This is a genomic window from Collinsella sp. AF08-23, from assembly GCF_003479805.1.
Lineage (GTDB): Bacteria > Actinomycetota > Coriobacteriia > Coriobacteriales > Coriobacteriaceae > Collinsella.
In genome coordinates, this window is sequence record NZ_QUHV01000007.1 from 30363 (window position 1) to 49818 (window position 19456).

General features: G+C 62.3%; 13 protein-coding genes and 3 tRNA genes. 8 read left to right on the forward strand and 8 right to left on the reverse strand.

The window, feature by feature from the left end:
- Window positions 1–180: 180 nt before the first annotated feature.
- From DWV48_RS05180 to DWV48_RS05210, 7 genes are all read left to right on the forward strand, one after another.
- Complete coding sequence (locus tag DWV48_RS05180) at window positions 181–1878, forward strand: ABC transporter substrate-binding protein (protein ID WP_233546171.1); 1698 nt, start codon at window positions 181–183, stop codon at window positions 1876–1878.
- A gap of 1 nt (window position 1879) precedes the next feature.
- Window positions 1880–2893: an ABC transporter permease gene (locus DWV48_RS05185; protein ID WP_233546172.1), complete on the forward strand. Its 1014-nt coding sequence runs from the start codon at window positions 1880–1882 to the stop codon at window positions 2891–2893.
- Window positions 2880–3785, forward strand: coding sequence for an ABC transporter permease (locus DWV48_RS05190; RefSeq protein WP_199588903.1), 906 nt, complete (start codon window positions 2880–2882; stop codon window positions 3783–3785). Before DWV48_RS05185 ends, DWV48_RS05190 begins: the two co-directional genes overlap by 14 nt.
- Before the next feature lie 9 nt (window positions 3786–3794).
- Window positions 3795–5525 carry an ABC transporter ATP-binding protein gene (locus tag DWV48_RS09395; RefSeq protein WP_158574830.1) on the forward strand — a complete coding sequence of 577 codons (1731 nt, stop codon included), beginning with the start codon at window positions 3795–3797 and terminating at the stop codon, window positions 5523–5525.
- A 99-nt stretch (window positions 5526–5624) separates the two neighbouring features.
- Window positions 5625–5698 (forward strand) — tRNA-Gln (locus DWV48_RS05200).
- Between the two features lie 25 nt (window positions 5699–5723).
- Window positions 5724–5800: transfer RNA gene (locus DWV48_RS05205), tRNA-Glu, on the forward strand.
- Window positions 5801–5837: 37 nt separating this feature from the next.
- Window positions 5838–5914 (forward strand) — tRNA-Glu (locus tag DWV48_RS05210).
- Between the two features lie 401 nt (window positions 5915–6315).
- Here DWV48_RS05210 and DWV48_RS05215 read toward each other — a convergent pair.
- From DWV48_RS05215 to DWV48_RS05245, 7 genes are all read right to left on the reverse strand, one after another.
- Window positions 6316–7551, reverse strand: a complete 1236-nt coding sequence (locus DWV48_RS05215; protein WP_118653774.1) for an ABC transporter permease — start codon at window positions 7549–7551, stop codon at window positions 6316–6318.
- A complete protein-coding gene (locus DWV48_RS05220) occupies window positions 7548–8288 on the reverse strand; it encodes an ABC transporter ATP-binding protein (protein ID WP_118653775.1) in 741 nt (246 codons plus the stop codon). Before DWV48_RS05220 ends, DWV48_RS05215 begins: the two co-directional genes overlap by 4 nt.
- Window positions 8288–9772 (reverse strand): efflux RND transporter periplasmic adaptor subunit, encoded by a 1485-nt coding sequence (locus DWV48_RS05225; protein ID WP_158574831.1) that lies wholly within the window; start codon window positions 9770–9772, stop codon window positions 8288–8290. Before DWV48_RS05225 ends, DWV48_RS05220 begins: the two co-directional genes overlap by 1 nt.
- A 127-nt stretch (window positions 9773–9899) precedes the next feature.
- Window positions 9900–13079: an ABC transporter permease gene (locus tag DWV48_RS05230; protein WP_158574832.1), complete on the reverse strand. Its 3180-nt coding sequence runs from the start codon at window positions 13077–13079 to the stop codon at window positions 9900–9902.
- 1 nt (window position 13080) lies between these two features.
- Window positions 13081–13761: an ABC transporter ATP-binding protein gene (locus tag DWV48_RS05235; protein ID WP_118653778.1), complete on the reverse strand. Its 681-nt coding sequence runs from the start codon at window positions 13759–13761 to the stop codon at window positions 13081–13083.
- 220 nt (window positions 13762–13981) lie between these two features.
- On the reverse strand, window positions 13982–15007 hold the full coding sequence (locus DWV48_RS05240) for a sensor histidine kinase KdpD (RefSeq protein WP_233546174.1): 1026 nt from the start codon (window positions 15005–15007) through the stop codon (window positions 13982–13984).
- A gap of 147 nt (window positions 15008–15154) precedes the next feature.
- The gene (locus DWV48_RS05245; protein WP_118653780.1) at window positions 15155–15844 is read right to left on the reverse strand and encodes a response regulator transcription factor; all 690 of its coding nucleotides are present in this window, start codon (window positions 15842–15844) and stop codon (window positions 15155–15157) included.
- A gap of 257 nt (window positions 15845–16101) precedes the next feature.
- Between DWV48_RS05245 and DWV48_RS05250 the strand changes: the two genes are divergently transcribed.
- Complete coding sequence (locus DWV48_RS05250) at window positions 16102–17721, forward strand: L,D-transpeptidase (RefSeq protein ID WP_233546176.1); 1620 nt, start codon at window positions 16102–16104, stop codon at window positions 17719–17721.
- Here DWV48_RS05250 and sdaAA read toward each other — a convergent pair.
- Window positions 17718–19337: an L-serine ammonia-lyase, iron-sulfur-dependent, subunit alpha gene (gene sdaAA / locus DWV48_RS05255; RefSeq protein ID WP_118653781.1), complete on the reverse strand. Its 1620-nt coding sequence runs from the start codon at window positions 19335–19337 to the stop codon at window positions 17718–17720. The genes DWV48_RS05250 and sdaAA overlap by 4 nt on opposite strands.
- Window positions 19338–19456 lie beyond the last annotated feature (119 nt).

The following is a 19456-nucleotide window of genomic DNA, read 5'->3' on the forward strand; positions in this document are numbered from 1 at the left end:
ATTTGCTGGGCCGGGTCGTGGCGGTCGAGTCGATCGGGCGGCGGGTTGAGGTGGCACCTCGGGTCTGCGAGGCGGCGAGGCGCCTCTCCATCTTTTCTCTCGAGGACAATCCATCAGTGGTATCATGGCACTTGCCAGTATTACGAATATACATATGCGTAACACTATTGAGGAGCTATCGTGACCCACCGCGCTTTGATTACGCCCCCTGCCCGTCCCGAGTTTGCTGATGGACGATGTCCGGTATGCAGCCGTAGGGGGCTTCTCGCCGGTTCCGCCGCTGGAACGGCCTTTGCCGTGGCGTGCGTGCTCGCGGGGTGCTCATCGTCCGATGAGACTACGGGGAGCGGCCCGTCCACCGATTCCAGTGGGCACTCGCAGGTCGTCGTCGCCATGAACGCGACGAGCGAGCCTGCCGCGGGATTCGATCCGCTCGTCTCGTGGGGCTGCGGCGAGCACGTGCATGAGCCGCTTATTCAGTCGACGCTCGTGACAACCGATGAACAGCTCAACATCGTGAGCGATTTGGCTACCGAGTACCTGTGCTCGGACGATGGCCTTGTTTGGACGTTCACCATTCGCGACGATGTCTTGTTTACGGACGGCGAGCCTCTTACCGCTCGCGACGTCGCCTTTACGGTCAACGGCGTTATCCAAAGCTCGGCCTCGGAGGCAGATCTTTCCATGGTCGACACCGCCGTCGCCGTGAGCGATACGGTTGTCGAGCTTCACCTCAACAAACCGTATAATGCCCTGCTGTACACGCTTGCCGTTCTCGGTATCGTGCCGGAGCACGCATATGGCGAGGGGTACGGTGCGCAGCCCATTGGATCGGGCCGGTATGTCTTGGAGCGTTGGGACAAGGGGCAGCAGGTCGTGTTCGCCTCCAATCCCGATTACTACGGTACGACGCCGACTATGGAGCGCGTGGTCGTGGTGTTCATGGATGAGGATGCCGCGCTCGCCGCGGTGCAGAAGGGCGAGGTCGACATCGCCTATACGTACGCCACGCATGCCCATCAGTCCTTTGATGGATATGAGCTTGTGGCGTACGAGACGGTCGACTCGCGTGGTGTCTCGCTTCCGACGGTGCCTTCCGGCCAGACCAAGGTGCTCGAGGGCGACATTGCGTATGAGATGGGCAATGACGTGACCTGCGACCTTGCGATCCGTCGTGCCATCAACTGCGGTATAGACCGTGAGTCCATGATCGAGCAGGTGCTAGACGGGTACGGCAAGGTTGCGTATTCGGTCGGCGACGGCATGCCGTGGTCGAGCGACGACATGCAGGTCGATTTCGATCGCGAGCAGGCCAACCGTCTGCTCGAGGAGGCGGGTTGGCTCCGCGGCGAGGATGGTGTTCGGAGCCGTGATGGCGTGCGCGCCGCCTTCGACATATGGTATTCGTCCGACGACTCCGTGCGCCAGGCGCTGGCGAATGAATTCGCCAATCAGATGAGCGAACTCGGCCTTGAGGTGACGCCTCGAGGCGGGAGCTGGGACGAGATCTATCCTCGGCAATTTAGCCAACCCATCCTGTGGGGCTGGGGCTCGAACTCGCCGGTTGAGGTCTATGAACTGCATTATTCCACGGGCTGGGGCAATTACAGCTGCTATGAGAACGAGACTGTCGATGCGTACCTCGACCAAGCGCTCGCGCAGACGGATGTCGAGGCGTCGTATGAGTTCTGGAAAAAGGCGATGTGGGACGGAACTGAGGGCGTGGCACCCAAGGGCGCCGCGACGTGGGCATGGATCGCCAACGTCGACCATCTGTATTTCAAGCGCGAGGGGCTGGATGTCGCCCATCAAAAGCCGCACCCCCATGGGCACGGCTGGTCGCTGGTGAACAACGTGGACACGTGGAGTTGGGCATAACGTGAGGCATCTGGATGTGAGCCTTGCGGGGCGGTTCGCTTTGCGCGAGGTGCTGAGGTTCTGCGCGCTGATGATTGCCGTCAGCCTCGTCACGTTCGCGCTCGTGGCGGCGTCTCCCATCGATCCGGTTCAGGCGAACGTGGGACAGCAGGCGCTCTTGGGCATGAGTGCCGCCAAGCGGGCCCAGCTCGCCGCGCACTGGGGGTCGGGCGCGCCGTTCTGGGAGCGGTATGTCCTGTGGGCTCAAGGCGTGGTCGTGGGTGATTGGGGCACGAGTCTTCGGTATAACGCGCCGGTCATCCACGTGGTAGGGGAGCGTTTCGCAAGTTCGTTCGTGCTCATGGTGAGCGCATGGTTGCTGTCGGGTGTCCTTGGCGTGACCCTCGGCATTGCGGCGGGCGCGCATCGTGACGGCCCGGTTGATCGAGTGGTCCGCGGAGCGTGCATCGCGCTCTCGTCCACGCCCGCTTTTTGGGTGGGAATCGTCGCGCTTATGGTCTTTTCCGTCGCCCTCGGATGGTTTCCCATTGGTTTCTCGGCGCCCATCGGCGCAAGCGTTTCGGACATCTCCCTGTTCGAGCGCGTGCGTCATGTGGCCCTGCCGGCGCTCACCCTCTCGGTCACCGGACTTCCCACCATCGCCCTCCATACGCGTGAAAAGGTCGTTGACGTGCTGGAGAGCGATTACGTTCGCTTTGCGCGCGCTCGCGGTGAATCGAGTCGCGATATTCTGCTACGTCATGGTTTTCGTAATTTGATCCTCCCCGCCCTCACGCTTCAGTTCGCCTCTGTTGGGGAGATTTTTGGAGGCTCGGTATTGGTCGAACAGGTGTTTTCCTATCCTGGGTTGGGTCAGGCGGCGGTGACGGCGGGTTTGGGCGGTGACGCGCCCTTGCTCGTGGGCATCGCGCTTGGTAGCGCCGCATTCGTATTCGCGGGCAATGCGATTGCGAACGTGCTGTATGCCGTTGTCGATCCGCGCATGCGAGAGGGGAAGCCCCATGCCGCCCACTGATACCTTGCGCACGGAGGGCTCGGGGAGCTCCCATCGCGACGGTCCGACCGTGTTCCATCGTCCCGCTGCGCGCGTAATGGACAATCGCGTGCGTCTTGTGGCAGCGTGCACGCTGTGTATCTCCGTACTGCTCGTCGTCGCCATTGCGGGGGGAGTGGTGGCCGCCCGAGCCTCCGTCACCGATTTCGCGTCTAAGATGCTGCCTCCGTCATGCGCACATCCCTTTGGGACGGATCAGATGGGCAGGGATATGCTGCTGCGTACCCTCGCAGGCTTGTCAACGTCCCTGTTCGTCGGGCTGCTGGCATCGGCTGTCACGACCTGCATCTCGCTTGTCCTGGCCGTACTCGCCGCCTTTGGGGGGCGAGCGGCCGATGCGGCCGTCTCATGGCTCACGGACCTCGTAATGGGCGTTCCGCATATCGTGCTGCTGTTGCTCATAAGTTATGCGCTCGGACGTGGGTTTTGGGGCGTGACGATTGGCGTCGCGCTCACGCATTGGCCGAGTTTGACCCGATTGCTGCGGGCGGAGTTGCTGCAGGCAAAGCGTGAACCGTATCTTGAGGCGAGTGCTGCCCTGGGCGTCTCTTGGTCGCGCGTGGTCGTGCGTCACCTCATTCCGGCGATTGCCCCGCAGCTCATTGTTGGGGCGGTTTTGGCGTTTCCTCATGCGATCTTGCATGAGGCATCTATCACGTTTTTGGGATTTGGCCTCTCGCCCGACCAGCCCGCCATTGGCGTGATCTTGTCCGAGTCGATGGGATATCTCACGGCTGGCGCTTGGTGGCTTGCGGTCTTGCCGGGTGCGGCGCTGGTTGCCTGCGTCGCCTTGTTCGATATGCTCGGCTCAAGCTTGAGGCGTCTCATCGACGCACGCACGTCGCAGGAGTAAGGGGGAGAGATGACCGACCAATCTGCCGCTCCGTGCTTGCGTCGCTCCGCTTGTCGGGAGGGCGGGAATTCGCCGTGTGGCACAGGAGAGCATGGGGAGCGCCATGCCGACACTGAGCGGCACCACAACCATACGCACGCACCGTCATCTCATCATCCGGGCAGCCACCATCTTCTCACGGTCGAGGGGCTAACGGTTTCATTTGACCGGTACGCCGCCGCTTGCGTTGAGACGCGCGATTCACGCGGTGAGGCTCGCGCGGGCAACTCGGGGCCCTCGTCCCGCCTGAGCCGTATCTTTTCTCAGCGTTCGAGGGGCGAAGTCCTTCATGGTCTCACGCTTTCCGTTCACGAGGGGGAGATGGTGGCGGTCGTGGGCGCAAGCGGTTCGGGAAAAACCGTGCTCGCCGATGCGCTACTGGGGCTCTATGAGCCAAATTCCACGGTCTCGGGTGACATCTGGTTCGATGGCGAGCAAATGAATGCCCGCTCGCTTGCACGTTTGAGGGGCAGCGGTGTAAGCCTCGTTCCTCAGAGTGTGTCGCATCTCGACCCGCTCATGCGGGTGGGCAGGCAGGTTCAGGGCGCTCCGCGAGGCGTTACGCGTGCGGAGCGGCTGCGCGACCGTTGCCGCCGCGAGGTTCGTCAGCGGGAACTGTTCGAGCTGTATGGCCTGGCACCCGAGGTCGAGCAAATGTATCCCCATGAGCTCTCGGGCGGCATGGCGCGTCGCGTACTGCTCATGTGCGCCCTTATGGAGGAGCCGCGCCTTTTGATTGCCGATGAACCCACGCCTGGACTTGACGTCGAACTTTCCGTACGGGCTGTCGATGATCTTCGGGCATTTGCCGATACCGGTGCGGGCGTCATCCTCATCACGCACGATCTTGAGCTGGCGGTGCGTGTTGCGGACCGCATTGCGGTGTTCAAGGATGGGCGCGTGGTTGAGGAGACTGCGGCCCGCTGCTTCGCCAACCCGCATTTGCTCGAGGATCCGTTTTCGCAGGCCTTGTGTCGCGAGCTCATTGCCCTCCATGGGGTAGGTGGGGGAGTTGGTGACCCGGATGACGCCGTGGGGGCTTCGTTGCCACCTGGGAGCCCCGATGCGGCAGAGCCGGTGCTTCTGGAGGCTCACGGTCTCTCCTTCGCATACGCTGCGAAGGAGCCGCTCTTTGCCGACGTTGAGCTTACGGTTCGCGCCAACGAGCGCGTGGCGCTTCTGGGGGCATCTGGTGCAGGGAAAACGACCCTCTGCCGCGTGCTTGCGGGGTATATGGAGCCCTCAGCTGGATCGGTGCGTGTCGAGGGGGCATCTGCAGGGGAGAGGGGGCGTTCGCCGCGGCGCGTGCAGCTCATCTCCCAGCATCCCGAGAAGGCCTTCGATCCCCGTATGCGCATGGAGGCATCACTTGCCGAGGCGGGTGATTTCGATGCTCCGTGGACGCAAGAGCTTCTTGAGCGCTTTGGAATTCACAGGGGCTGGCTCGACCGTCTGCCTCATGAGCTCTCTGGTGGGGAACTCATGAGGTTCTGCCTTGTGCGCGCTTTCATGACGCGCCCGGCGATTTTGATATGCGACGAATCGACGGCGATGCTCGATCTGGTGACGCAGGCGGAGCTGTGGCGTCAGATCCTGCATCTGCAAGTTCAGATGAGGTTCGGCTTGATTTTCGTCTCGCATCACCCCGCGCTCGTTCGCCGGATAGCCACAAGGTCGTATTCTGAGCTGCTGCGTTCGTAATACGTCCACAAACTCAAAAAACTTTGCGTTTGGGGCTTGCGCGAAGAGAGACGATTCCGTATAGTATTTCCTCGCGCTGAGGCGTGACGCGCATCACCTTGGGATGTCGTCTAATGGCAGGACAGCGGATTCTGGTTCCGTCAATGGGGGTTCGACTCCCTCCATCCCAGCCATATGCGCTGCTTGCTTCTCGCTTTTGGCCCGTTCGTCTAGCGGTTCAGGACGCCGCCCTCTCAAGGCGGAGATCACCGGTTCGAATCCGGTACGGGCTACCATGAGTTCTCGGGGCACTCGTAAGCCCCTCTACATAACGGCCCGTTCGTCTAGCGGTTCAGGACGCCGCCCTCTCAAGGCGGAGATCACCGGTTCGAATCCGGTACGGGCTACCAAACTTTTCTTTTGGCGAACCATTCTTTTGGTTCGCCAAATTTTTATTCCAACAACTCGTGTCCAAGCGTTCATCACGACCGCTATCGATGAGATCGTTCGCTTTTTCGGTGCAGGGATGCTGCCCGCCAACTCAGATTACAAAAAACGACAATGTGTACCAAAATCGCCGTCAACTTGCAGCTCGGAGCACGATTCTTCTGCTCCGACGGGCTATGTCAACGCTGATTATCGAAAAATAATGAACAAATGTCCTTGAACAGGTTCGCCGGCGCGCATGGATCAAACGAAGACGGTACACATAGTCGATATTTGTATGTGTGGCCCAGAATGTCTCACATTCTGGGCCACACAGGGGCTGATCAAGGTTCAGTTGCCGCGGGTTCTACACTCCCGGGCGATGTCACTGATATCGCAGGCACTCGACGGGATCGAGTTTGGCCGCGCGCCGCGCTGGGTAGTAGCCGAATACCAGGCCAATAAGTATAGATATGCCGACGGCAAGTGCGATGGCACCGGGTTCCACTGCGGGGGTTAGCGCCGCTCCGGTCGAACCCATCCCCGTCATGCTTCCCAGGTCGAAGCCAAGGGCGCCGGCACCGATCGCAAGTCCCCAGGCGATTCCGTATCCGGCGAGTGTGCCCAAGATGCCGCCGGCAACGCATAGCGTCGCGCTCTCTGCCAAGAATTGCAGCGTGATATCGCGTCCGCGGGCGCCGAGTGCACGGCGGACGCCGATTTCGCGAATCCTCTCGGTCACGTTGGTGAGCATCATGTTCATGATGCCGATGCCACCCACAAGCAGGGAGATCCCCGCTACAGATCCCATCATGAGTTGGAAGGACATCATGAACGTATCAAGCTGGTCGATCGATGATTTCATGGACCATACGGAGACCATCGATTCGCGGTCCTCCTCGGGGATGTTCTTGAGCGTAGCGATCTGCTCGCCCGTCTGGGCTTGGATGGTCTCGATGTCAACACCTTCGCGCGCTAGGCCCACGACGCTCGAAAGATATTCCCAGTCTTGGGAAAAATCCTGTAAGACGGTGGCCTTGGGCATGTAAATGTTGCAGTAGTCCGTGCCCGTCATGCCGTCGTCGAGGATGCCGAGCACCGTGTAGCTCTTGTTGTTGAGCTGGATGGTCTTGCCAACCGCTTCGGCACCCGGGCTGCCGAAGAACGCCTCGACGCCGTTGCGCCCAATGAGGGCCACGCGGCTGCTCGCGTCTGCCTCTGCGGACGTGTAGATGCGTCCCTCGGCGAGCTTGGAGGAAGCACCGGTCATCTCGAGGAATGTTGGGCTGGCACCCGTGATGCCCGCGCTCACGGTTTTATCGCCCACCTGCACCTGCGTATAACTGTCGCACGTCCCCTCAATGGCCTCGTAGTCGGGCATAAGGCGCTTGAGGTCCTCTAGGTCGTCGTCGGTGAGCGGATGGCCGCAATTGATGTAGACGATGCGAGCCGCATTGAGGCCCATGCCGCTTATGAGGCTGTTGCGCACGCCTCCGATGAGCGATGTCATGGCGATGACGGCGGCGATGCCGATGACGATGCCGAGGATGGTGAGCAGGCTGCGGCCGCGGTTGGCTTCGAGTGAGCGTAACGCCTCGCGCGCAAGGTCGGTGAAACTCATCGTGCACCTCCGATCTGAAGTGAGGGGGAGGAAGGGCTGGGCGAGGGGATATAGGCACCCTTGAAGATGCGCCCATCGCGGATTTGCACGGCGCGGTCCGCCTCGGCCGCGATGCCGGCGTCGTGCGTGATGAGCACGATGGTTTTGCCGACTCGTTTGAGCGCATGGAAGGTGTTCATGACCTGCCGCCCGGTGGTGGAGTCTAGGTTTCCCGTCGGCTCGTCCGCTAGGATGATCGCCGGGTCGTTTACGAGCGCGCGGGCAATGGCGACGCGTTGCATCTGGCCGCCTGAGAGCTCGTTCGTGCGATGGTCGTAATGGTCCACCGGCAGCCCCACGGCGCGCAGTGCATGCACGGCGCGCATTTCACGCTCGCGGCGCGGCACATCGGTATAGGAGAGCGGTAGCATCACGTTGTCGAGCACGGTCATGCGCGGCAGCAGGTTGAAGCTCTGGAACACGAACCCGATGCGCAGTGCGCGGACCTCAGCAAGCTCATCGTCGGTGAGCTCCGCCACGTTGAGGCCCTCGAGCAGATAGCGTCCAGAGGTGGGTGTATCAAGGCAGCCCAGGATGTTCATGAGGGTCGACTTGCCGGAGCCCGAGGGGCCGGTGATCGCCACGAACTCGCCGGGCATCACGGAGAGCGAGATGTCGTGCAAGATGTGCGCCAGCCCTGCGTCGCTTTCGAAGATGCGGTGGATATGGCGTATATCAATGACGGGGCGGACGGCCATTAGAGCACCGCCATTCCGCCGCCGGACTCTACCCCGTCAGCCATGACCTCGGGCATGCTCCCGCCTGCTATTACGAGGACATCACTGTCCGAAAGGGGAGATTCGGGCATGTCGGGGTTCTGGTCTGCAGGCGCGTCGGCGGGTTTGCCGATCACGGCGAAGTCGTCGTTCTTGGCGATGACTTCGACGTCGAGACGCTCCATGGCGTGTGTCTCGGGGTCGGTCTCGACGTTGACGTAGTAGCTCTGCCCGTCATCGGTGAGAAGGGCCGTCACGGGTACCATCACGACGTTGTCGAGTTGCTGCGTGGTGAGTGAGACCTCGGCGGTCATTCCCGGCTTGAGGCGCGCGTCGGGAGCATCTATGAGGATATCGACGGCGAAGGTGGGGGAGCCGCCCATGTCATAGGACATCGTCGATGTGTCGCCCGAGGCGATGGAGGCGATTGCCGTGACGCGCCCGGTGAGCGTGAGGTCGGTGAAGGCGGGACAGGTGATGGTCGCGGTCTGGTCCACGGCGACGCTCGCGATATCCTGCTCATCAACCTGGATAGTGACCTTCATCTTGGAGAGGTCGGCGAGCTGCATGAGGGGTCCGCTCGTCCCGTTCGTCCCGCCCAGGCTCTCGGCGACGTCGGCTCCCACCTGTGCGTTGAGCGCGACGATGGAGCCGCCTGCGGGTGCCTTCACCGTGCGCAGCGCGGCTTTGGAGACCGCGTCGTCGTACGCTGCCTGCGCAGCCTCTACGGCAGATCGTGCGCTGTTGACGGCCGACTGCGTGCTCGAGGTGTCATCGACGGAGGCCGCATTCGGATCATTTGTGGGTGCCGCGGCGATCTGGCTGGCCTGGTTGAGCGTCTGTTGGGCAAGGTTTAAGTCGGACTTCGCCTGTTTGAGGTTTCGCTCCGCCTCGGCGACGGCGCGGTCGAGGTCCGGGTTCTTGATGGTCATGAGGACGTCGCCCTCGTTCACGTGCTGCCCGGCGACGACGTTGATGGACTCGATCTGTCCGGTCACCTCGGGCGTGATGACCGTCGAGGACATGGGCTGCAGAGTGCCCTTTGAATCGATGACCGTGGAGAACGTGCCCTGCGTCGCGATGTCGGTCACGGCTTCCATGACCTGCTCGGGCTGTTGGTTGAGCACGTTCACGGCAACGACGCCGCCGATGACGAGGGCACCCGCTATGCCGGCGATGATGGCGCGGTGGATGAGCTTCTTCTTGCGGCGCTCTGCGCGCTTGGCCTTGAGGGCCGCGTATGCCTCTGCATCGGAGCCCTCAAGCGGCGTCGCGTCGGCGTCCTCAGCGTAGGGCGAACCGTCGCCCGTCGGCGCACCGGTTGTACCGCCGTCACTGCTCGGTCCGCGGTGAATCACCGGTATGACCTCGGGGAGCTTGAGTTTCCGCGTGGGCTGCGGAGCGTCTTCGAGCGTGCTCAGGAACTCGTCGGTGGGGTTGGTGTTCTCGGGCGTGGAATCGGACACGGTCGATCCTTTCGTCGTGTTGATACGGTCGTGGGGCGAAGGAGGCGGGTGCAGCCTGCGCATCACTCACATTTGAGGATGCGCGTGGAATGCTCGGCGCGCCCACCCCCGGCGCATCCCTCGCTCATTAGATGGCGTCCTCGCGCAGGGTCTGCACGATGGACCTGACACTTGACTTCCGTAAAGCGTAAATGGTCGAGACCGCGAGCACGAGCACGACCACGCCAACGGCGGCGAATACCCAGCCAGCGGGCACCACGAAGTCAAGCCCCGCAAAGCTCATCATCATGGCCTGGTAGATGAAGAACGTCACGATGCCGCCGAGTGCGAGCCCGAGGGCAAGCCCGCGCCATGCGTAGGACAGGCACTCGAGTGCGATCATGCGCCAGAATGCGCGGTTGCCCATGCCGATGCTCTTGAGCATGGCGAACTCGCGTCGGCGCAGGATGATCGAGTTCGTGAGCGTGTTGAATACGTTGGCCACGGCGATGGCGCTGGTGATGAGGATGAAACAGGTGATGAACAGCTGCACGGTCTCGGCCATGAGACGGGAGGTTCGCACGTTCTCGGCATTGTTGGTGAGGTGCGTGGTGTACCACTCGGATCCGCTTAAGTCGCTGGCGACCATCGTGTTCATCTCGGTCTCGGCGGCGCGCGAGTCCTCCGCGTCGTAGGAGAGGTAGGCGTACATCGCATTGCCGTACGACCCTTGCGCCGAGTGGAACGCGAAGGGCGCGGCGAGGCTGCCGGTGTCGACGTCGGTCTTCACGTCCTCCGTGTCGGCTGCCAGCGCGGGCAGGGCGCTCACGGGCAGCACGAGGGTGGGCCAGATGGACGCGTAGGACTTGATGGAGTCGGGGAAGGTCTTGACGATCGCGCCTACGGGCAGGTCGTACGAATCGAGCAGAACCTCTTCGAGCGGGCGGGTCACGTTGCGGAAGATCGGGTTGCCGTCTTCGTCGTAGCGCGCCTCGTCGCCGCTGCCGTAGCCCTCGTAGCGCACGATGGGGGCACCATCTTCGACTCCAACCTCGACGAGCGAGGTGTCCTCCACGGTCGAGATGTTCGTGAAGATACGCGCTGAGCCCGTGCCCTCGAACAGGTCACGCACCGAATAGCGCCTGCCGTCGTTGGATTGCGTACCGTTGAGCGCTACGGCCACGGGGCTGTCGGGGTCGTCGTAGCGTGCCTCGTCGAGCCCGTTGGCCTCGAGGATCTCGCGCCAGGAGTCCTCGTCGACGAACAGGGCCGAGGTGGGCGCGTACACGGTGCCGTCCGCCGTCTGCCCACGGTCGGGCATATCGTACTGGTCGCTTTGGCTGGACAGCTCGTCGTAGTCGATCATGCCGGCGTCGAAGCTGGCGAAGAGCGAACTCATGATCATGTAGCCGTTGCCGGTAGCGGTCTTCGCGCCGCCGAGCTCTCGATACGCCTGGTCTATCGCGGCGACGCCGTCAGCGGTGGTCTCTTCGTCCGTCAGCATGCGGCTGAGGTTCACCTCGATATCGCCACCGCCGCTGTCGACCACTTGGGTGAGAAAGCCGAGGTAGTGCGAGATGCCACCGGAAATGATGATGAGCGCGACGGAGACTGCGAGCGAGGCGACGGCGACGCGTGCCTTGGAGCTGGCACGCGTGAGGTTGCGATGGGAGAGCAGCGCCGGCACGCCGCCCATGCGAAGGCGCAGGCCGTCGAGGGTGCGCGCGATGGGGTGTGCGTGAGCTCCGGTGCGTGCGGCTCGTCCCATGCCGCGTATGCCGCGGCGTTCACGGCGGGTGAGGCGCACATCGCGGCTCGCGCGGATGGCGTCCACGGCGGACACGCGGCTCGCGCGCCACGCCGGAATGGCGGCACTGACGAGCACCGTCACGAGTGCCAGCAGGGCGCAGACGGCCAGCACGATGGGGTTCACGGTGATGGAGGTGAGACCCGTGTCGGCGAAAGCCTCCTGGTCGATGAGCATGCCTATGCCCTCGCCCGCGACGTTGAACACCACGAAGGTGCCTGCGAGCCCGACGGCCAGGCCTATGGGGATGCCAATGCCGGCGAGCATGAGTGCCTCGGCGTAGACCGTGCGGCGCAACTGGCGCTTACTGGCTCCGAGCGAGGACAGCAGCCCGAACTGGCGGGTGCGCTCGGACACCGCGATGGCGAAGGAGCTGTAGATGAGCGATATGGAGGCGACGATCACCACGGTTGAGAGGATCGCGGCAAGCGTGTAGAGGGTTCCCCAGATGGAGCGGTCGTCCGTCATACCCTGGTAGCGCAGGAGGGAGTCATGCGAATACGCGACGGTCTGGCCAGTTACGGTCATGTTCTCGAGGTCGCCCCGATTGCCGCCGTTGAAGAGGGCGTGGTCGAGGCCGGTGTAATCCACGATGAACTTGTCGATCGCGGCGCGACTGGTAAGGTTGGTGGTGAGGTACACGCTCGTCTGACGCACCGGGAGGTCTGACGAGGAGACGAAGCCCAAATATCCAGGCAGGGAGTAGCCCCACACGTCCATGGCTTGCGCGTTCTTGGGTGCATAGAAGCCCACGACCTTGTACGTCCGAGCGGGTTCGATGTCGGCCAGGTACTCACTGATCACATCGCCCTTATCGGTCGTGGTGGTATAGAGCGACTCGTCGTAGAGGCAGGGAATCTCCGTGCCGCTCTCGGCGTCCACGAACATACGCTGGCCGAGTGCAAGCTCAATGGTGCTACCGATCTCGAGGGCACCGTCCCAGCTGGCACGCGGGGCGTCAGCGTCCTTAACGGTCGAGGGCAGGGCGTCGTAGAGTTGTCTGCCGTTCTCGACGGTCATGCCCTTGAGGTCGAGGTCGAGGACGATCTCGTCGGCGGCCTCGGGCGCGCGGCCCTCGGGGATGGTGGGGAGCGGCTTGAGATCTCCCACGGCGTCCGCCGTGGGCCATTCCTGTACGCTCAGGTAGCGGCCCCAGTACCCCTCAAAGCTCTTGGGCATGAGGGCATCGCCGTATGAGATGCGATCATAGCTTTCCTCCACGCGCGTGTCGGCATGCACGGTGTCGAGCTCGTCTTCGGGCACGTTCACCAGTTCGACCTGCCAAGTGCCGTCAGTGACGATCTCCGCTTTGAGCAATCCCCCGTACAGGGTGACGACGCTCGTGAAGATGGCCGTGATGAGGGCGCACGAGAGGGCGATGCCGATGATGGAGACGATGGAGCGTGTGCGGTTGAGCTTGAGTGAGCGTGCGGCGAAGTGCCGAAAAATACCGCTGCGGGAACCGAGCGGGGAGGTGCCACCCTCGTTCGAGGGGGCGCGGGGGGTACGTGGCGCGTTCATGTTATGCCCTCCGCTCATCACTCACGACGCGGCCGTCCTCGATGGCGATCACGCGGTCGGCCATAAGCGCGACATCCTCGCCGTGGGTGATGACGATGAGGGTCTGCTTGAATTGTTTGTTCGAGGCCCTCAACAAGTTCATGATCTCGGCGGAGTTTCTCGAATCGAGATTGCCGGTGGGCTCGTCGGCGAGAACAACGGAGGGGGCGTTCATGAGGGCTCGACCGATCGCGACGCGCTGCTGCTGGCCGCCGGAGAGCTGGTTAGGAAGGTAGTGCTCGCGACCGGTGAGGCCGAGCGCGCGCATGAGCGCCGAAAGCCGCTGCTCGTTGATGGTGCGTCCGTCCATGAGGACGGGAAGCGTCATGTTTTCGACTACATCGAGTACGGGAATGAGATTGTAGAACTGGTAGACCAGTCCCACCTCCCGACGACGGAATACGGCCAGCTGCTCATCGCTACGGGCGAAGATGTCCTGCCCCTGCAGCTTGACGGTGCCGGAGGTGGGGCGGTCGACGCCGCCCATGAGGTGCATGAGGGTCGATTTGCCCGACCCCGAGCTGCCGATGATCGCGATGAACTCGCCTGCTTCGACGGAGAAGCTCACATCGTCGAGGGCGGTCACGGCCGTGTCGCCCGATCCGTATACGCGGGTGAGATGCTCGACTTCGAGGATGTTCATGGCCGTCCTTTCGCCTGGTGGATGCTTGTCTACGATACTGGACGAGTGTCCTTTCCATGCCATGACCGCGGGGTGACAGATATGTCACGTGCGCAATGATCCCGTGGCGTTGGGGGGCGGTGGCAGCAGGCATTGGGCGGTGTTGCATGTCGCAAGGGCGGTTCTTGAGCGAAGCGGTCCGTGACACAAAGCGTGTGGATCCGCAATCGCTCGTTGCCCCCTACACGACTGTCTTGAAGAAGACGATGGTGAATGCGGCCCCCGTGACCGCGCCTGCCTCATCTCGAACGTTCTCGGCGGTGAGGGTGCCTCCTTGGGCCGTGACGAGGCTTTTGGCGAGCGAAAGTCCGATGCCGACTCCCGCCGGATTCACCTCGGTCGAGGGCTCGTCTTCGGCACGACCTCGTTCCCCGCGGTAGAAACGCTCGAAGATGTGGGGAAGGTCGGCCTCGGCGATGCCCGGGCCGGTGTCCTCCACGCGTATGCGACACGCCAGGACATCTTGCGTGACGCACAGGGTCACGCGTCCCCCTGCCGGCGTGTGCTCCATGCAGTTCTTGAGTATGTTGCCGAGCGCCTCGATGCTCCAGGACAAATCGCCCTCGTATCCGGATCCCTCCTGAACGGATGAGGAGAAATCCACACCAGCGATATCGAAGGCGATGGCGAGGGGCTCAAAGCTCTTGCGCACAAGCTCGGAGGCGTCGACCGGGCCGCTCACGAGTTTGACGACGCCGGCGTCGATCCGCGCGAGCTTGAGCAGAGCGGACACCAGGTCCTCAACGCGCCCTTGGAGCCTTTGCACCAGACGCAGGCGTTCGACCATGTCACGTGCGTCCCCGCGTTCGGCCAGACGGTCGCGGATGAGCTCGGTGCTGATGGCGATGGAGGTCAAGGGCGTTTTGAGCTGATGCGAGATATCGGCAAGCGCGTCCGAGAGGGCGAGCTTTTCTGCCTGCAGCTCATCGACGGTGAGGTGCAGGCGTGCGATGACCTTGCCGATCTCGCTGGAGAGAATGGCGAGCTCTCCCTCGTTCATGTCGCGTAGTTTTATGTCGCGTTCCCCGGCGAGAACACGGTCCAGATTCTGCGCCATGCGTGCGAGCTCACGGTACCGATGACGGGTGGTAATGATGAAGACACCGGTGACCAGTGACCCCGTGGCGAGGGTGCAAAGCCCCGCCACCATGGCGATGGCTCCGGCAGATGAGGTGAACGTGATTGCGTTCGTTGTGCTCTCTTGCACTATGCCCGTCATGACAAGATAAGACTGACTCTGAATCTGTTTAACCAGGTGCAGCGTTCCCAGATACGCTGCAATGCTTCCCGCTATCGTCACGGTGAGGCAGACAAGGAGGGCGCATCTGACCTCTCGATTCCTCAACAGCATCGGTTACCCTTCCGCCTTGTAGCCCATGCCGCGGACGGTTTGGATGAGCCTGGGGTGGCTGGGGTCGTCTTCAATCTTGTCGCGCAGGCGCTTGATGTAGACGGAGAGCGTGTTCTCCTCGATGTAGGTCCCTGCGCTGTCCCAAAGGGCGTCGCGTATCTTGTCGCGTGTCACGAGCTTGCCAGGATTGGTGGCGAAGAGCAACAGCAGGCGATATTCGAGTGCCGAGAGCGTGAGCTCCTTGCCCGCCCGTTCGACATACGCACGATCGGTGTCGATACGTATGGGCCCGAGGCCCACGATGCGTCTGCTTGGCTGCGAGCGCCTAATGGTCGCGGCGATGCGGGCGAGCAGCTCGCGTGGGCGAAAGGGCTTGGCAACGTAGTCGTCGGCACCCATTTGAAGCCCGGTGACCGTGTTGAACTCATCGTCGGATGCGGTGAGGAAGATCACGGGGACGTCCGGAGTGTTCTCCTTGATGGCTGCGCAGACTGCGAATCCGTTGCCCTGCCTGAGCGTGACGTCAAGGAGCACGAGCTGATAGGGATGCAATCCCGCTGCGGGCACGGCGAGTTCGATGGCACGCTGCTGCGTGTCCGCGGTGTCGACGTGATAGCCCGACTCGACGAGGAGCTCGGTGAGAGCCTCGATGATGAGGGGGTCGTCTTCGACCAGGAGGATGCGGGTTGACAAGATGTGCCTCCAAATCGCGTTTGATGCGAACGGTGCCGGTGATTTCGGGCATGTGTCTCCATTGTAAAATCGCGCGGCACTAACGTTATGTGACACTTCTGTAAGTGGGGTTTACGCAAGCGATACCTCGCCATTTGCGAGCGATTGGCCTCCAGTTGTCGGTGCTCGTCTAAGCTATAATGGCTGCGTTCAGACAACGATTACCATGAGAGCTGATCTTCAAGATGAACACGCCACTGCAGAACATGCCATCGCCCATGCAAGAGAAGACGACCGTCATGTCACCGGTGTCACTTTCCCATGGTGCGGACGGACGATCGTTCGAGGGCGGGCGCGGGCCAGCGCATTCAGGCGGGGGTCACTGGCGCGACAAGCCCGCAAGCACGCCGAACGGCTCTCGCGGGCGCCGTGTTCTCATCGCGCTCGGCGTCGTTCTCGCCGTGCTCGTCATCGCCTATGGAGGCGGCGTCGTCTTGTTCGGCAACGTGTGCTACCCCAACACGGTCATTGCCGACACCGATGTATCGCTTATGACCCGCGACACTGCGATTTCACGCGTCCGTTCGTCCGCGGAGGGCTATAGGCTCACGGTTGAGGGCGATGGCTTTACCTGGACGTTCGATCCGGAGTCCGCCAGTGAGGTGATTGACGCGGAGGCCGCGGTCGATCGCACCATCGGTGCGAACGATCCGTTCGAGTGGCCGGTCCGCCTGGTTGAGGCGCTCTCCAATACTGATTCCAATGATGCCGTCGAGTCGAGTGCCGATGGTGCTGAGGAGGTCTCACTCGACCAGATCGACCTGCCGCAAGGATTCGACCGCGATGCCTTCCTCGCCGATTTGGATGCTGCCCTCGATGCATTTAATGAGACGCGCACTGGTACGTTCGACGCCGCGGGAGCGTATGACGCCGATGCGGGCAAGTTCACGCTGGAAAAGGCGCGTTCCAATCAAAGGCTCGACAAGGAGGCCATTGAGGTCGCCGCGTTGCGGGCGATTTCGACCCTGAGTAAAAGCGTGACGCTCGATGAGGGGAGCTTTGTTCCGCTCGCGGGCGGGGCATCGGAGTCTGAGCTGCAGGCCGCGATAGATCAAGCCAATAGCTTGATTGGAACCGATGTCGATTTGAAGATGGGCGGATCGGTGGTCGCTACGCTCGACGGGGCCACGTTTGTCCAGTGGATGACGTTCGACGAGTCCCTCAAGCCCACATTGAGTACGGAACCCCTTGCCCAGTGGGTGCGTGATCTTGCGGAGACTAAGCTCGACACCATCGGTTGCCAGAGGACGTATACGCGTCCAGACGGCAAGGTCGTCACGGTTTCGGGTGGCACCTATGGTTGGAATAGCGACGAGCAACAGTTGGTGACGCTCCTGCAGGAGGCCGTCGCGAACAAGCAGGTAGGCGAGATCGACATCCCGACGCTCCAGAATGCCGCCGTTTGGACGGCCAAGGGCGAGAAGGACTGGGGTGCCTACTGCGATATCGACCTCACCGAGCAACATTGCCGCTATTACGATGCGTCGGGCAATATCCTGTGGGAGAGTGGCTGCGTGACGGGCAACCCGAATGAGGGGGACGCCACGCCCACCGGTGTGTACATCTTGAATGCCAAGCGTCAAAACGAGACGCTCATCGGCATGGATATGGATAAAGACGGTGAGCCTGACTACCGTTCGCCTGTTGCGTACTGGATGCCGTTTGTGGGCAATCTCATTGGTCTGCACGATGCGAGTTGGCAGTCGCCCTCCGTGTTCACGAATCCGACTGCATATCTATGGGCGGGTAGCCACGGTTGCATCAATCTTCCCACGGATAAAGCGGGGGAACTCTACAACCTCATTCAAGTGGGCGATTGCGTGATCGTGCACAACTAGGCCATGCACATGCCGCACCGGTCGCAGGCACGCAGGGCGGAGGGAGCCACGGCGATGCCTCCCTTGGCCGTTTCACGTAGCGACGAGGGGAGGGCGTGCCCCACATTGAGCATGACCTTTGCCATCTCGTCAAGCGGCACGAGGGCGTGCACGCCCGAGAGCACGAGCTGAGCCGAGGTGAATGCTGCCGCGACACCGATGGCATTACGGTTTTGACAGGGCACCTCGACGAGCCCGCCCACAGGGTCGCACACAAGGCCGAGAAGGTTGGAAAGGGTGATCGACGCCGCATCGAGCGCCTGTGCGGGCGTTCCCCCATGCATTTGGACCAACGCCGCCGCCGCCATGGCCGCTGCAGATCCGACTTCAGCCTGACAGCCGCCCTCCGCACCCGCCACGCAGGCGGACGTTGAGAGGATGAGCCCTACTGCCGCTGCGCAATACAAGGCTTCCTCGATCATCGTGTCGATTGCATCCCGGTCATGTGCCAGCTTAGGCGCCACTGCGAGCACGCATCCCGGCACGACACCCGCGGAGCCGGCGGTGGGGGCTGCGACGATGACGCCCATGGTTGCCGAGCGCTCGAGCACCGCCATCGCACGCGCGACCGCCTCGGTTTGTGTCGAGCCAAGGAGGCTTGGGGCATGCAGCGCGCTTCCGAGATGGACACGTTGTGCTTCGCCGTTGAGGAAGCCCCCAAGGGAGCGCTGCGGATCTACGAGGGGTTTGGTCGTTTCCTCGCGCATGACATTAATCACGCGCTCCATGCAGCGACGCGCGCGATCGGCGCCAACCATGCGCTCTTCGCGCATGCGCATGACGTGTCCGATGTTCGAATCGTGCTCTACGCACGCTTGGAGCAGCTGCGCCGCGTCATCGAATAGATCGGGTACGGAGATTCCGGGGCCCAGGGTAGCGACCGAGCCGGGGAGCTCGATGAAGGTCGCGTAGGTCACCAGGTCGAGCGAGCGGACGATGGGAAGCACGCCATGCTGTGGTGCGCCATCGGTCTCAAAGACCGAATACGCATGCCCGCCCTGCTCCGTGCGGTACGTGCGGCAGAAGGCGATATTCATGTGGGCTTTCGCGAGGGCGCCGGTGAGCGCGGCGAGGGCCCCCGGAGCATCAAGGTGAGCGACGAAGAGCGTCGTGTACAGCCCCGAGATCTCAACGTGGACGCCATTGATCGCGCTGATGCGCATCTTACCTCCGCCAAGGCTCTCGCCGCGCACATTGCACGACGATCCCTTCGAGCTTTCGAGTGCAATGTCAACCGTATTGGGATGGATCGAGGGGTCGTCTCCGCCTATGACGAACTTGTAGTCGAGTCCTTTTCCTTTTGCGAGCGAGAACGCATCACGGATGCGTTCGTCATCCGTATCAAGCCCGAGGACACCTGCCACGAGCGCGCGGTCGGTGCCGTGGCCGCGGTACGTATGGGCAAAGCTGTTCCACAGGGTAAAGGTGACGTGTGTGGGCTCGCCCTCGAGCAAGGTCGCGGCAACGCGAGCGCATCGTAGGGCACCGGCCGTGTGCGAGGACGAGGGGCCCACCATGATTGGCCCTAAGATCTCGAACGCAGAGGTGGTCGCAAACGAAAGCGGCTTGGTGGGCATGGTCTCTCCTTGTCGACGGGCGCGCATGGGGTTTACGCCCTGCGCTCAGCTTCGCTTTGCTCAGAAATCGCGCAGGGCGTAAACCCCATGCGCGCCCTGACCATCACGAATCCGAACAT